Raw genomic sequence first — 14,603 nt, forward strand, 5'->3', positions numbered from 1 at the left:
CTACTGTAGAACTAGTGATGTGTGCTACTATGCGCCACCAACGCATTTGAGGCCCGTATGCTAACCAGTAACATCCAAAAATCGATTCGAACCAGTTATCAAAACTTGCAAGCTCAACTGGATAACTTTGTTCCGAGACGAGCACAAAACTACCTCGTCGCCGAGATCGCTAAAACGCTATGCGGGCAATACCACAAATCAAATCGTATGCTGGTTGCCGAAGCAGGTACTGGCATCGGTAAATCACTCTCTTATCTGATGGCCGCGATTCCTGTGGCGGTTTACAACAATCGCAAAGTGGTGATTTCAACGGCCACCGTGGCATTGCAAGAACAGTTAGTGAATAAAGACCTCCCTCTTTTCCGCCGAATTACGGATCGAGAGTTCTCTTTTATTCTGGCGAAAGGTCGTCAGCGCTACTGCTGCGCAGAGAAACTTGCAACAGCGAGTGGCGTTGATGGTGGCCAACTCGCCATGTTCGAGACTAAACCAAAGAAGAAAGACATCGAGCTTCTGGAAACCATGTACCGCTCTCTTGCTCAAGGTAAATGGGATGGAGACAGAGATTCATGGCCAAAACCGATCGATGACCACATTTGGCAATTGATAGTCAGCGATAAGCACAGCTGTAACAATAGCTTACCCGCTCACCGCAACTGCCCTTTCCAAAAAGCCCGTGCAGAGCTAGATAAAAATGATGTCATCATTGCGAATCACTCATTGGTTATGGCGGATGCCGATTTAGGTGGCGGAGTCATTCTCCCAGAACCTGAAAACACGATTTACGTATTTGATGAAGCTCATCACCTGCCTCATGTTGCGCGAGACCATGCTTCTGCTTCAGCAAGCTTGAAAGGGGCTGCGGCATGGCTAGAAAAGCTCAACCAATCCATCACTAAGTTTTCTTCATTAACCGATGAAAAACGTGTTGGCCGATTCCGTAATGATCTACAAGAGTCGGTACAGGAACTGATCCCTGCGTTAAACCAATTAACCAAGCAGTTTGACCCTGCGCAGTTTGAAGAGAACGTTTATCGTTTTGAACATGGCGAGCTACCAACTTGGTTAGAAAACCAGTCTAAAGATCTAAAACAACTGAGTAAGAAAGCGAATCAAAGTGTGACTAAGATCGCCGATTTGATTGCTGAACGCGTTAAAGATGGTGAATTATCGTCAAGATTAGCGGAGCCTGCTTTAGCTGAATTAGGCTTTTACATTCAGCGCTTGGAAAACCTAGCGCAAGTATGGAACTTAATGGCAGAGCCTACTCGTGACAAAGGTGCACCTTTAGCTCGATGGTTAGAGAAACACCCAGATCGAGAAGGCGATTACATCGTCAGTGTTTCACCGTTAGAAATTGGGTGGCAACTCGACCAACAGATCTGGAGCCGATGCATTGGAGCGGTGTTAGTTTCTGCGACGATGCGCGCGCTAAACTCGTTCACCTACTTCTGCCACCAAGTTGGGGTCGATGCAAAACCGGAGTCCGGCACTCAATTTTTGGCTTTGGCTTCTCCGTTTGACTATCAGAATCAAGCAGAGCTTTTAATCCCAGCAATGAAGTACGAACCCCAAGCGCCGCAGTTTACCGAATATCTTATTGAAATTTTGCCTAAGTATTTAGAAGACAACAAAGCGAACTTGGTATTATTCTCCTCTTATTGGCAAATGAACCAAGTGGCGGATGCATTAAGCTCAGATTTCATCAAACGAGGCTGGGCACTGCAGGTACAAGGCGAAAGTTCACGCGCAGAAATTCTAAAAAAACATAAAAAGCTCGTAGATCAACAAAAAACCAGCGTTCTTTTTGGTACAGGAAGTTTCTCTGAAGGCCTTGATTTGCCAGGAGAGCTGCTAGAAAACCTTGTCATCACCAAGATTCCATTTGGTGTGCCAACCTCTCCAGTAGAGCAAGCGCATTCAGAGTACATTGAGAAAAAAGGTGGCAATCCGTTTATGCAGATTACTGTGCCAGATGCGAGTAAAAAGCTCATCCAAAGTGTCGGTCGTTTACTGCGCAAAGAGCGGGATTCTGGTAGAGTGACCATCCTTGATAGACGTTTGGTAACAAAACGCTACGGGCAATCATTAATTGATTCGCTTCCTCCGTTTAAACGCAAGATCGAATATTAGAAGAATAACTATTTATGGAAATGATTGAGCCAACCATGCTGTTGGTGTTGGCGCTAGTCGCTTTTGTTGCTGGATTCATTGATGCCGTTGCCGGTGGCGGGGGCATGCTAACCGTGCCTGCACTGTTGTCGTTAGGGCTTCCACCGCATATTGCATTGGGCACAAACAAACTTGCTGCCTCTTTTGCTTCTTCTACTGCGGCATTTACCTACTACAAAAAGCGCCTATTTAAACCTCAATGTTGGGGGAGAGCATTTGTTGCAACCCTAATTGGCGCAACACTAGGAACATTGTTTGTCGATGCCATCAGCACACAGTGGTTAGAAAAAGTATTACCTCTGATTATTCTTGCTGCTGCAATGTACACAGTGTTCCACAAAACGCCTCAGTCAACGCATCAGAGCCCTACCCCTGAACCCTGTCCAATGCTCAACAAAAAGCAATACATGCAAGGTTTTACCATCGGCTTCTATGATGGACTGGCTGGCCCCGGGACAGGGGCGTTTTGGACAGTAAGCTCGATGGCTCTTTATCGACTCAACATCTTATTGGCGTCGGGCTTAGCCAAAGCCATGAACTTCACCAGCAACTTCACTTCTCTTATCACTTTTGCTGTTTTAGGTCATATCAACTGGGTGCTAGGCTTAACCATGGGGGTTTGTTTAATGGCAGGAGCCTTTGTCGGAGCCCATTCTGCGATTCGATTTGGCTCTAAATTTATTCGCCCTGTGTTTGTAACGGTCGTGAGCGTGCTAGCAATTAAGCTTGCTTATGACGCGTGGTTTGTGGGATTAACATGAACATTAAGCAACTTTCTGAAAACTTAGAGCAGATGTCGAAACAAGCCGCGATGCTTGATCGTCAACGTGGTGAACACCATGTCCACCTATTTGATGAACGTTTATTTCACTGTCGCTCACGTTTACTGACGCCATGTGTAAAAGAAGCCAAAGCCACACTTGATGCAATCATACGTGAGCAAAACGAAGACAAACTTACCGCTTTACGTGCAGAGTATTTAACTGAAAGGCTAGTGGCACAAATCACAGCAATTCAACGTGAGATATCCACTACGAAGATTCGTAAGGGTGAAATCAAGCACAGCAGCCACTTTAGAAAGCCGATCAACGTAATGTATCAAGAGTTAGCGCAGCACCAAGAATGGGCGCGCCGCCTACGTGAAATGGTATTAGAGAAGCAAAGAGCGGTCGAGATGGCTCCGAGCTTTACGCGCGCAGAAGCGCAAAAAGTACTGTTGGCAACAGAGCAACGACTAGAACGTTGTGAAGCCGCTTTACTGAAGTTAGAAAACCAAATTACTCATAGGGAAAAGAACCAGTAATGTCAGAACAGCAAAACTCTCCTTTAGATGACGCGCCAGCAGAGATCAAACTTGCTGTGGATTTGATTTACTTACTAGAAACCAATGAGATCGACCCAGAAACAGCGTTGAAAGCGATTAAGATTGTGCAAAGCGATCTGGAAAATAAGCTTAAAGCTGAATAAAGCGTTATCTGGAAACAAACACTAAAACACCATAAAGGGGAGCATCAATGCTCCCCTTTATATTGCGTGGACAAGAGTGGCTCAAAAGCTATTAGACTTTGAACTGCGCCATCAACGCTTGTTGTTGGTCAGATAACAATTCCATCTCTGAACCAGCACTCTCTGATGATTGAGCTTGATTGAGGATCTCGCTACTAAGATCTCGGATATTCGCCACACTTTGATTCACTTCATTTGATACCGATTGCTGCTCTTCGGCCGCTCTGACGATCTGACTGTTCATGTCATTGATCGCAGCAATAGACTCAAAAATACTTTGCAACTCTTCTACGGCCATATTGACTTGTTCAGCTGAAGATTGTGCTTTTTGGTTACCTTCTGTAATAGCTCCCACTACCGCCTGTGTGCCAGTTTGAACACTAGCGATCACATCCCGTATTTCCCCTACAGAGCTTTGAGTTCGACTTGCTAAATTTCGAACCTCATCCGCAACCACAGCAAAACCACGACCTTGCTCACCAGCTCGGGCTGCTTCGATCGCAGCATTAAGCGCTAATAAGTTCGTTTGCTCAGAGATGCCCTCAATGACTGTCAGAATTTCTGTAATGCTTGCATTGTTATTTGCCAACTCTTCAACCACAGGAACGGCTTTCATCATAGTAGAAAGAAGCGCTTGCATTTGTTGCTCAGACGCTTGAATCACTTGCTGCCCTTTCTCGGCTGATTTGCTCGCTGCTGAAGCTGCATTCACCGCGACCTCCGCATTTTGCACCACCAGCGCTGCGGTTTGCGTCATCTCTTCAGCGGCAGTGGCAACGAGATCAACTTCTTTGAATTGTGCATCACTACTGCTTCTTGTCGCCGCAACCACCAGCTTCTCATGTTCGGTTTTGTCCGCCATTTGTCGTGACGTGTCCACCACTTCTTTTATCGTGCTCTGTAATCGCGCTAAAAATTGGTTAAATGCGTTTGATAACTGGCCAATTTCATCCTGTGATTTCACATCCAAACGTTGGGTTAGATCCCCTTCTCCCGTTGCAATGTCTTCCAAGCGAAGTACGACCTCTCGAATTGGCCTTACAATGGTTTTTGCCAATAACGCTGTCGTGGCTAACCCAATTAGCACTAGAACAACACCGACACTAACCTCGATGATGATGCCCTCTTCCATGTTCGTCGTGATCAAGGCATCTAGCGTGTCTGCATCAGCCAATACGGCGGAACGCGGCATTTCAAAGATCACCCCCCAAGTCTGGTTGGCAACCTGAATAGGAGAGAAAACCGTCATCCACTCACCTGAAGCGTTCCACTCTACTGCCGCTTCTCCCCCAAACAAGAAATCGGTTAGCTTATCGTTGGACAGGTTTGAACTGACAAAAGGTTGACCAATGGTATTCGCTGAATCATCCGACGCGAGTAACGTGCCATCAAGGCTGATCATTGATACGCTTCCGGCTCCTGCAAACAAACTTTGGTCAGAATTGAGCGCAATCTTCGCCAACTGATCCAAACGAAGTTCGATCCCTAAGAAGCCGATAGGAACGCCTTCCACAATTAAAGGAATAGAAATGGAAGTCGTGAGGAAACTGCCAGTGTCATTGCTGTTCAATCGAGGTGAAGCAATACACGTTTGACCAGAAGAGATAGGACAATAAAAACGTTCAGCGTTCTCATTCTGATTCAGCACTTTCTCACTGAGAGTTTTGGCGAGTACATTTTCGCCGTTGTTTGCCTTTGACCAATAAGTTGCGAATCGACCCGCTTCATTAGAACCCACATAGTCGGCACTTTTGTAGTTTGAGTCTTCACTATCTAGCATGTCCGGATTAAACACCAAGTACGCAGCTTGTATCGCATCAAAACGCAAAACTGCTTGTCGAATCATTTCATTCAAAGCAGACCGAAGATCTTCACTCGCACCAAAATTCTCCTCTGAGTTAGATTTGAAGAATAACGCGTTCGCAGCCAACATTTCGGCTCTATATGTCGCTTCGTTGAGGTACTCAGACACTTCCGTTGCATTTAATAGCGCGCGGGTTTGTAAAAGTTGTTCCGACTTTTCAACAACAGACGCACTGCTCTCTTGTTGCAACAATTTTTGGTTGCCGAGCGCGTTGTAAACTGAAAAGCCAATTAAAGATAAAGAAGTAACAAGCAGGCAAAGCCCGGAAAGTAACGTAATTTTCCACTGCACAGATAGGGTTCGCATACAACATCCTTATTCAAGCAAACTCATTTTTGAGACTCATTAAACCATACGCAGGCACAATAGCAATTACATATTTAACAATTCTTTAAACTCCATTTGATTACATGAGAACCGTTTTCAGCTCGCCTTTGCGATGGTAACATCATGCTCAAACACGCCCTCTCAGAAGGATAAAAAATGAAAGTAATTAGCTTTAACATCAATGGACTTCGTGCGCGTCTGCATCAACTACAAGCGCTTATCGACAAGCACCAGCCAGACGTTATTGGCCTTCAAGAAATCAAAGTACACGACGAAGCTTTTCCAATCGAAGATGTCGAAGCGATGGGTTACAAAGTTTATTTTCACGGCCAGAAAGCGCACTACGGCGTGGCTATGCTATGTAAACAAGAGCCAATCAGCGTTCAAAAAGGTTTTCCAACCGACAATGAAGAACATCAAAAGCGCATGATCATGGCGACGTTTGAAGATGAGAACGGAGAGAAGGTAACGGTTCTAAATGGTTACTTCCCTCAAGGTGACAACATTGCTCACGAAACCAAGTACCCATACAAACGTCAGTTCTACAAAGATTTGATGACTTATTTGAACGATCACCACTCTAACGATGAACAATTGATTGTCATGGGCGACATTAACATCAGTCCAATTGACGCAGATATCGGCATTGGCGAACCAAACCGTAAGCGCTGGTTGAAAACAGGCAAATGTTCATTCCAACCAGAAGAGCGCGAATGGTTGCAAACCCTTCTAGATTGGGGCTTCGAAGATACTTTCCGTAACTTGCACCCAGAAGTCGACGATCGTTTTTCGTGGTTTGATTACCGCTCTCGCGGCTTCGATGACAACCGTGGCCTTCGTATTGATGTGATTTTAGCAACGCCATCGTTAGCAAAAAAATGTATTGAATCAGATATTGATTACGAACTACGTGGGATCGAAAAACCGTCGGATCACGCCCCTATTTGGTCTACTTTCAAATAGATAATGACAAGAGCTAATCGCAGCACATTTACTCCGCGATTAGCTCTACTCTTCCTCTCTCAAAAACGAAACCTCGCTTTCCCTCCACGTCTCATTTTTGAGGCACTTCTTAAGCTTTCACTTTCTATACTGATTACTACTTCTTTAGTTCATGGAGAGAGGGAAGTATGGTTCAAAATAGTTGGAACAGCTTGTCACCTTTTACATTTAAAGCATTAGGTCCCATGACATTAGTCAGCGCGGCGATTAATGCGCTAATGTTAGTGGTTCCAATATACAGCCTCCAACTTTTCGACCGCGTGTTATCGAGCAGAAGTACAGACACGCTGTTCCTACTCACAGCAATCGCGCTTTTCTTGCTCATCTCACAGGCCTTACTCGACACTCTGAGACAAAAGTACACCCAACGAAAAGCACTTCAATTCGAGTCGGAAAGTTCACAGTGGCTCTATCAGATTTGTGGGACGAGGTCAGAAGCAAAAGCGAGATATGTTTTTAATGATATTAACGAGATCCGCTCGCTCCTCACCTCTCCGAGCTTTTTTGTTGCCTTCGACCTTCCTTGGACTCCCCTTTTTTTACTCGTCATGTTTATGCTCCACCCTATCATTGGGTTAGTCGGTTTGATTGCTGTGATTTGCGTGCTGTTTGTTGCGCTAGTTTCCTTCTATGCCAAGAAGAAATCTTTTGAAGCGACTTATGCGACTCAAATAGCCACAAACAGAAAAGTCGATGAGTTGTTCAACAAACAAGAAACCCTGCTTTCTCAACAAGCTTACAAGGGAACATTTGATAAGTTTCAATCGGTACTAGCTGAGAAACTTTGGTTCAGAAACAAAATTGACCTAGCATCTATCAACCTAACTTCGCTGGCGAAACTCGTTCGCATGACCCTGCAAATTGGCATTATGGGCACTGGGGCTTTTCTGGTTATCGAGAACGCAATGAGTGCAGGTGGCATGATCGCCGGCTCGATTCTAATGGCTCGCGCGCTTCAACCGATTGAACAACTGACCGCAGGATTTCAAGGCTGGAAAACGGGACTTGCCGCAGCCGACCGCATCAAGCGAGTCGTCAATAAAAGCCAAACTGAACCTGAACGAATCACGTTACCAGAAGTTTCAGGAGAGCTTCGTTTTGATCAAGTGGTTTGGTCGCCAGAGCACCATAAAGGTGAACCTGTTCTTAAACAGCTCAAACTCAGGTTAGAGGCAGGAAATCGTGTTGCAATCATTGGGGCCAGTGGTTCAGGAAAAACCAGCTTATGTAAACTCGTTACTGGCATACATAAACCAACCTCGGGCAAAGTGTGCATTGATGGTTTAGACGTTACCCACTGGGATCGAGACCAGTTCAAACACACGGTCGGTTATCTGCCGCAAAACATCCAGTTCTTACAAGGCTCCGTTAAAGAGAATATCGCTCACTTCGATATAGAAGTAACCGACTCGCAAATCATCAGAGCAGCCATGCGTGCTGGTGTCCATGAAACCATTCTTCAATTACCAAATAGTTACGAGACCATCATCGGAGATGGCGGCCACCAGCTATCTGGCGGGCAAGCACAAAAACTTGCTCTGGCAAGAGCAATTTGTTTCAAACCCAAATTGCTGGTCTTAGACGAGCCCAACTCGCACATGGACAAAGAGGGAGAAGAATACCTCACCTCATTATTGGCTTCTTGCCGCGAAGAAGGCACATCCGTCGTCATGATTACGCACCAACCTCACCTACTACGCCATGTCGATTGGGTAGTCGAAATCAACCAAGGCCAAATCACCAAAGCGGGTGAAGCAAGCAAAGTTTTACGATCCATGATGGATGAACGTTCTCGAACACAACCAAAGTCGGAGGCTTCGAATGAGTAAAACGACATTACAACGCTCCGGCATTGAATTCGAAGATGGACGTAAGCTCTCTTTCACTACCAAACCCGTGGTTCTCATCTCGATGCTGGTTCTATTTATCATGGTGGGTGGATTTATGACCTGGGCTAGCCTCTCTCCTCTTAGCTCGGCCGCTATTGCCCCCGGAGTGGTGATTGTGGAATCCAAGCGAAAACCAGTCCAACACTTAGAAGGCGGAATTATTGAGAAAGTGCACGTCAAAGATGGGGATTGGGTAACCAAAGATGATTTGCTCATAACGTTAAGTGCGACTCAAGCTCAGGCCAACCTAAACCGACTGAGAGCACAATGGCAGAGCGATTTGGCACGTTTAAATCGCTTGCAATCAGAACTTGCCGATCATCCTGAAATTCAATTCGATAGCCGTCTGCTCTCTCGAAGTGACTCTGCCGATATTCAATCCATCATTCGCACACAACAAGCTTTATATGAAAAACGACGCTCACTACGCGTTGGTGAGAGCAATATTTTAATTGAGAAGATAGAGCAAGCTCGCCTCGATATGGTGGGTTTACAAAAACGCTACCAAGCAGGAAAAGAGAGTATTCGTTATCTTTCTGAACAAGTTGCCATGCACAAAAAGCTGCTGACATCGGGCAACACATCTAAGTCTCGGTACTTAGATTTACAACGCGAACATTCTCAATTAGAAGGCCAAATTGCTGATCTTAGCGCTCAGATAGGTCGAGCCAAAGGCTTTGTTGCCGAGGCAAAAATGGAGCTCGCAAACGCAGATTTTAACTACGCGAAGACACTCGGTGAAGAAGTTCAAGAACTTGAACGTAAACTAAACGAGACTCGAGAAGCGATGGTGAATGCGAGTGATGTCTTAGAACGTGTCGAGATCAGAGCGCCCCAAGGTGGTGTCGTTGTTGGACTTAATGTTGTGGGTGAGCATGCGATTATCGCCCCTGGCGACACATTAATGGAAATCGTACCCCAAGAAGATGAGCTTATTGTGGAAGCGCTTGTAAAACCAGAAGATATCGAGGTTCTTCATATCGGACAGGCAACACAAGTACGACTTACGGCCTTTAGTTTTAGGAAAACACCGCCAATTGAGGGGAAGTTGATTCACGTTTCTGCCGACCGCATTAGCGATCAAGCAACAGGATCCTCCGCTTATCTAGCGCGAGTGTCACTCGATGCCAACATGTTAAATCAACTCGGAGAGTCGGTCTCTTTATACCCCGGAATGCCCGCAGAGGTCATGATCCTGATAGAAGATCAAACCCCGTTGGACTATTTGCTCAACCCTCTCGCCGTCGCTTCATATAAAGCGATGCGAGAGATGTAAGACTTATTCAAAAAATCATAATCCCTCGACGTTACTGGCTAATTAACTGATAAACAAAAGGATGATAAAGCCAAACCCACTGCGAGGTGGGGACGGAAAGCTACAGATCTCAAATGGCATTGAGATGGCTGAGCTGCCTCTATGTATCTTGCGATATATGAGGACAAAGCAATGGCGGAAGAAGTTTCTGTAACAGACACCAATGCAAAAGTTGGCAATCTAGTAGACGGGCCAACTCAAGATGGAGTGTCAAGGGATGTAGATAATCACCTTGAAGACAATTCAGGCGCAGATCTAGAAGTTCGCGCTGGTAAAGGTGACGATATCGTTAAGACAGGCGATGGTGATGATTTTATTGCCGGAGGTCGAGGATCTGAAGCAATTAAATCCGGAGACGGTAACGATGTTATCGAATCATGGAACCACAGTATTGATGCAAAAGACGAAGCTGGCGTAAATCCCAACATCGACTTAGCTCGTGATAAAGACGTAGAGCATGTGGGGTGTGTCGATGACATCATTGTTGCTGGCTCTGGCAACGACTATGTCGAAGGCGGTGGTAACAACGACATTATTTATGGTGATCGTCGAGCTAAAACGGATGACAATAACTTACTAGCCAATGGTGATTTTGATGATAGCGTAGGCGATACTCCTGTTGTCGATCATGGCGGCTGGCAAACCTACTCTAGTTATGGTGGATGGGAAGCAACCGAAGGTTTAATCGAAATCCAAAACGATGGCGGTTATGGGTCTAACAAAGATCCAGCAAGAGAAAACGTATTAGAACTTGATTCTCATAAAGATGGCGATAATACCGTAACCAACTCAACCGTCAGTCAAACCTTCACGGTTGATACCGCAGGCACATTCAAACTCTCATTTGATCACACCAACCGCACCTCTAATGCAGACACAAACGGTCTGAAGGTTCTCATTGATGGCGAAGTTGTCGGAACATACAACAACTATGGCTGGGAAACGGTCAATCTAGATCTAGATCTAGGCGCTGGCGAACATACCATTTCATTTATGGCCGATGGTAACGAAGATTCGCTTGGTTCCCTACTCGATAATGTCGCTCTTCACCAATACCAAGCTAACGATGTATTGATTGGTGATGGCACTCCTAGAGACGGAGACAATATCGATGAAAGCTCGAAACCCGGTGATGACTTAATCCGAGGTAACAAAGGCGCAGACGTACTCATTGGTGACAATTTTGATGCCCTTTCTTTCAATGAGCAGTCTGGTAAGTTTGAGTTAGATTTAGACTCCGCTGAGGCACCAGAGGGTGACGGTTTGGGTCTTGATAACGCGACAGCTTACAATCCTGATGGTTCAGAGGGCATGCTTGTCACCAAAGGAGCAGCGAACGGTGAAACCGGATACGGTGTAAAAGGCAACTCGGAAAGCGGTGTTAACTCACAGATCGGCTACTCGTACATCGACAGTGACGGTGCTGGACCAGACACAATAGGGTCAGAGATTCTGTCTGTATGTCTAGAAGAACATACAATGGCAGCCAAAGTGGGCATTTCGAATCTCTACCTCGATGAAGGTAATGATGGCGTTGATGAAACTGGTCATTGGGCAGCTTACCGAGAAGGTATTCTTGTCGCTGAAGGAGACTTCACGGCTGCTGATTTGAAAGATGGCAACAACCACAGCGGCTACTTAGAAATAACACCTGAAGACACGGGCTTCAAAGCTTTTGATGAAATTCAGTTTTCTGCTGTTGGACCTGAATTTGACAAAGGCAATGGGCAGGACGCGAGTGATTTCTTTGTTACATCGGTAGAAGCGGTTGGTCTCACTGGTGATGGTACAGATAAGTTACACGGTGGACGCGGTGATGATGTTCTACTTGGTGGTGATAACCAAGAAACCTTGCCTACGCCAGAAAACGGCATGTATGACATCAGCGAGTTTAATGGCACTTTTGATGTCGAACTCATAGGATCAGACGCTGGATTCAACAATTCTCTTGGGTTCTATACTGCAGATTCCAATGGGGATGTAGTAAATGTAGGCATCTTGTGGTCTGACGTTAAGAACGTCGAAAGCTCATCGACGTCTATTTCAAAAGAAATGATGGGCGGCGAAGCCTGTAAGTTGGGCTTCTTCATTGTTCCAGACGGTGCAGATAAAGGTATTGTTGATGGCGTTGTCGAACTAACTGACTTCGATCTAAATCTACAGACTCTTAATGAAGTAGCGTTCGAACTGGGTCTACCGATTCATGCGCAAGTATCTCCGAACGGTGAAGGAACATCCTTGTTCCAATGGAACGACAATACTGACTTATCAGGTAATGACAACGACTTTAATGATGTTGAGCATAATGTCACGACAGTTGCGGAACCGGAACTACTGAAAGGTGGCCGAGGTGACGACTGGCTAGATGGCGGTGCAGGTGTCGATGTACTTAAAGGCGGCAAAGGCGATGACGTGATCATTGGCGGTAGTGGTGCTGACGAAGTTCGTGGTGGCAAAGGCAACGATACTATTGCTTACGATGCGGACGATACGTTAATCCGAGGTGGTAAAGGATTCGACGTTCTTGTCGCCAACGATAAAGATGGCCCTATCGATATCGATATGTCGAAAGGTCAAGATGCAGACAACATCAAAGGTATTGAAGCGGTAATAGGTACTAGTAGTGACGAAGACTCTGTTACCTTGACCCTTGGCAAGGCGTACCACCAAGGTGGAGCTAGCGATAACACCAAGAGTAAAGACGATGGCCAATCAGAATTCTTTGCACTTGGTGTAGAAGATATCAAGCTCGATGAAAGCAATGGTTGGAGCCTAGAAAGCGATACTCAAGGCGATCCCGATGATGGTGTTACTATGACGGTGGCGGACCTTATGGCGTCATCAGATTACAAGCTAGACCAAGGCATGATTGATTCCTTAGGCCTATCAGGCTCAGATGTATTAACAGCCTACACCTTTACCAAAGGTGGTAAAGAAGTCGTCATTTATACCGACGCAGCCTTTGACGGTGATTTCCAATTTGTATAGGTAAACTCACTCGCCCTTCATCTACCTAAAAAGAGCGCCAATTGGCGCTCTTTCTTTACGTATCCGAACAATAGGCATGTACTAGCTCAATGGTCTTAGATACGCCAAGAAACGTTTCTCGGCAATTTTAAAGCACCAAAGAATAATAAATGTCAACGCCATATAGAACAGGCCTGCCGTCAAGAAGGACTCAAACGGAGCGTAGTATCTTGAGTTCACCAATCGTGCGGCACCAGTTAGGTCCATGATGGTGATGATACCTGCAACCGCACTGCCGTGAAGCATAAAGATGACTTCGTTCGAATAAGCAGGTAACGCTCTGCGAAGCGCACTTGGCAAGATGATACGACGGTAAGTCATAAACTTGCTCATGCCGTATGCTTTTGCGGCTTCTACTTCGCCCTTTGGCAAACCATTGATCGCACCACGAATGATTTCCGCCGTGTAAGCCGAAGTGTTAAGAACGAAAGCCACCAAGGCACAGAACCAAGCATGCTCCCAAAGCGTGTCTTTCACTGGGAAGAATTGGTCCATACCGTAGTAAATGAGATAAAGCTGCACCAGCAATGGCGTCCCGCGGAAAAAGTAAATAAACGCCCATGATGGCAAACTTAACGCGTAATTCGTGCTGTTACGTGCGATAGCTAATGGAATTGATACACATAGACCAATCACAAGCGCTAAAGCAACTAACCATACTGTCGTCCACAATCCATCTAGGTAGACCGGGAAACTTTCAATTATCAATGAAAAATCCATGGCTTACCTCGCGTGAATACTGAATTTACGTTCCACCAGCTTAAGCAAACCGGTCGAAACGCTGGTAAAGAACAAAAAGATGATCGCGACGGCCATATAGAAGGTGAACGGCATTTTGGTTGTACCTGCTGCTAATGAGCTCATACGAACCATGTCTTCCAAACCGATGATGGAAACTAAAGCCGTCGTCTTGAGCAACACTAACCAGTTGTTACCAAAGCCGGGTAAGGCATGACGAATCATTTGTGGTAAGAGGATTCTTCGAAAAGACATTACGGGGCTCATGCCATAAGCTTTTGCCGCCTCCAACTCGCCTTTGTCTACCGCCATGATTGCTCCGCGGAATGTCTCCGCCATATAAGCGCCAAAGATAAAGCCAATGGTCAATACACCGGCAATAAACGGGCTGACATCAATGTAATCTGGCAAGTAAGACGTCCACTCATGATCAGGGTTACTTGAGGTAAACCATTCATTAAGCGTCTCGTTGATAGAGTAAAGGCTGTTGTTCAATAGAATTTGACCACCAAAGAAGATCAACATCATCAGAACCAAATCTGGGATACCGCGAATGATGGTGGTGTATAGCGTCGCTATTGCCCTCGCCCACTTGTAAGGAGCAAGCTTTGCTAAGGCACCAAGCATGCCAAGAACAACGGCTAAAATCAGAGAAAGTACGGCGACTTCGATGGTTACTAGCGCCCCTTTTAAAATCGAGGCTTCATATCCTTGTAGATCCAGCATAGGTGAGTTCCTAATCCCTAAAACTCAAAAATCGACC

At 45.7% G+C, this 14,603-nt stretch carries 11 protein-coding genes and 1 riboswitch; of the genes, 8 read left to right on the plus strand and 3 right to left on the minus strand.

Going from position 1 to position 14,603, the window contains the following annotated elements; translation table 11 throughout:
* Positions 1–57: 57 nt before the first annotated feature.
* The 4 genes from dinG to rsmS are packed head-to-tail and all read left to right on the plus strand — an operon-like array spanning position 58 to position 3,639.
* On the plus strand, positions 58–2,133 hold the full coding sequence (gene dinG, locus A9237_RS03280; protein ID WP_078607664.1) for an ATP-dependent DNA helicase DinG: 2,076 nt from the start codon (positions 58–60) through the stop codon (positions 2,131–2,133).
* 14 nt (positions 2,134–2,147) lie between these two features.
* Entirely contained in the window at positions 2,148–2,933 is a 786-nt protein-coding gene (locus A9237_RS03285; protein WP_005437454.1) for a sulfite exporter TauE/SafE family protein, read from the plus strand.
* The gene (locus A9237_RS03290) at positions 2,930–3,475 is read left to right on the plus strand and encodes a primosomal replication protein (RefSeq protein ID WP_039841563.1); all 546 of its coding nucleotides are present in this window, start codon (positions 2,930–2,932) and stop codon (positions 3,473–3,475) included. The genes A9237_RS03285 and A9237_RS03290 overlap by 4 nt, the downstream gene beginning before the upstream one ends.
* Positions 3,475–3,639 carry a pleiotropic regulatory protein RsmS gene (rsmS, locus tag A9237_RS03295; protein WP_009707110.1) on the plus strand — a complete coding sequence of 55 codons (165 nt, stop codon included), beginning with the start codon at positions 3,475–3,477 and terminating at the stop codon, positions 3,637–3,639. The genes A9237_RS03290 and rsmS overlap by 1 nt, the downstream gene beginning before the upstream one ends.
* A 91-nt stretch (positions 3,640–3,730) precedes the next feature.
* On the opposite strand, the gene A9237_RS03300 is transcribed toward rsmS, so the two are convergent.
* Positions 3,731–5,848, minus strand: coding sequence for a methyl-accepting chemotaxis protein (locus A9237_RS03300; RefSeq protein ID WP_078607665.1), 2,118 nt, complete (start codon positions 5,846–5,848; stop codon positions 3,731–3,733).
* Positions 5,849–6,025: 177 nt separating this feature from the next.
* On the opposite strand from A9237_RS03300, the gene xthA reads away from it, so the two are divergent.
* The 4 genes from xthA to A9237_RS03320 all read left to right on the plus strand — a co-directional run bounded on the left by xthA (position 6,026) and on the right by A9237_RS03320 (position 13,063).
* Positions 6,026–6,832, plus strand: coding sequence for an exodeoxyribonuclease III (gene xthA, locus A9237_RS03305; RefSeq protein WP_020195019.1), 807 nt, complete (start codon positions 6,026–6,028; stop codon positions 6,830–6,832).
* Between the two features lie 257 nt (positions 6,833–7,089).
* The gene (locus A9237_RS03310) at positions 7,090–8,700 is read left to right on the plus strand and encodes a type I secretion system permease/ATPase (protein ID WP_237358429.1); all 1,611 of its coding nucleotides are present in this window, start codon (positions 7,090–7,092) and stop codon (positions 8,698–8,700) included.
* A complete protein-coding gene (locus tag A9237_RS03315; RefSeq protein ID WP_078607667.1) occupies positions 8,693–10,036 on the plus strand; it encodes an HlyD family type I secretion periplasmic adaptor subunit in 1,344 nt (447 codons plus the stop codon). Before A9237_RS03310 ends, A9237_RS03315 begins: the two co-directional genes overlap by 8 nt.
* 59 nt (positions 10,037–10,095) lie before the next feature.
* A riboswitch (cyclic di-GMP riboswitch) is annotated at positions 10,096–10,177 on the plus strand.
* A 30-nt stretch (positions 10,178–10,207) separates the two neighbouring features.
* Positions 10,208–13,063: a calcium-binding protein gene (locus A9237_RS03320; RefSeq protein WP_078607668.1), complete on the plus strand. Its 2,856-nt coding sequence runs from the start codon at positions 10,208–10,210 to the stop codon at positions 13,061–13,063.
* A gap of 81 nt (positions 13,064–13,144) precedes the next feature.
* Here A9237_RS03320 and A9237_RS03325 read toward each other — a convergent pair whose 3' ends face one another.
* Together A9237_RS03325 and A9237_RS03330 are read right to left on the minus strand one after the other, a co-directional pair.
* Positions 13,145–13,822, minus strand: a complete 678-nt coding sequence (locus tag A9237_RS03325; RefSeq protein ID WP_005437460.1) for an ABC transporter permease — start codon at positions 13,820–13,822, stop codon at positions 13,145–13,147.
* Positions 13,823–13,825: 3 nt separating this feature from the next.
* Positions 13,826–14,566, minus strand: coding sequence for an ABC transporter permease (locus A9237_RS03330; RefSeq protein ID WP_005437461.1), 741 nt, complete (start codon positions 14,564–14,566; stop codon positions 13,826–13,828).
* Positions 14,567–14,603 lie beyond the last annotated feature (37 nt).

The sequence above is a fragment of the Vibrio owensii genome (genome assembly GCF_002021755.1).
Taxonomy (GTDB): Bacteria; Pseudomonadota; Gammaproteobacteria; order Enterobacterales; family Vibrionaceae; genus Vibrio; species Vibrio owensii.

Bases quoted from the DNA above. Each gene is read 5' to 3' on its own strand.
- A9237_RS03315 (WP_078607667.1), top strand. From the start codon at position 8,693: ATGAGTAAAACGACATTACAACGCTCCGGCATTGAATTCGAAGATGGA.
- xthA (WP_020195019.1), top strand. From the start codon at position 6,026: ATGAAAGTAATTAGCTTTAACATCAATGGACTTCGTGCGCGTCTGCAT.
- A9237_RS03290 (WP_039841563.1), top strand. From the start codon at position 2,930: ATGAACATTAAGCAACTTTCTGAAAACTTAGAGCAGATGTCGAAACAA.
- A9237_RS03330 (WP_005437461.1), bottom strand. From the start codon at position 14,566: ATGCTGGATCTACAAGGATATGAAGCCTCGATTTTAAAAGGGGCGCTA.
- A9237_RS03325 (WP_005437460.1), bottom strand. From the start codon at position 13,822: ATGGATTTTTCATTGATAATTGAAAGTTTCCCGGTCTACCTAGATGGA.
- dinG (WP_078607664.1), top strand. From the start codon at position 58: ATGCTAACCAGTAACATCCAAAAATCGATTCGAACCAGTTATCAAAAC.
- A9237_RS03320 (WP_078607668.1), top strand. From the start codon at position 10,208: ATGGCGGAAGAAGTTTCTGTAACAGACACCAATGCAAAAGTTGGCAAT.
- A9237_RS03300 (WP_078607665.1), bottom strand. From the start codon at position 5,848: ATGCGAACCCTATCTGTGCAGTGGAAAATTACGTTACTTTCCGGGCTT.
- A9237_RS03285 (WP_005437454.1), top strand. From the start codon at position 2,148: ATGGAAATGATTGAGCCAACCATGCTGTTGGTGTTGGCGCTAGTCGCT.
- A9237_RS03310 (WP_237358429.1), top strand. From the start codon at position 7,090: ATGTTAGTGGTTCCAATATACAGCCTCCAACTTTTCGACCGCGTGTTA.
- rsmS (WP_009707110.1), top strand. From the start codon at position 3,475: ATGTCAGAACAGCAAAACTCTCCTTTAGATGACGCGCCAGCAGAGATC.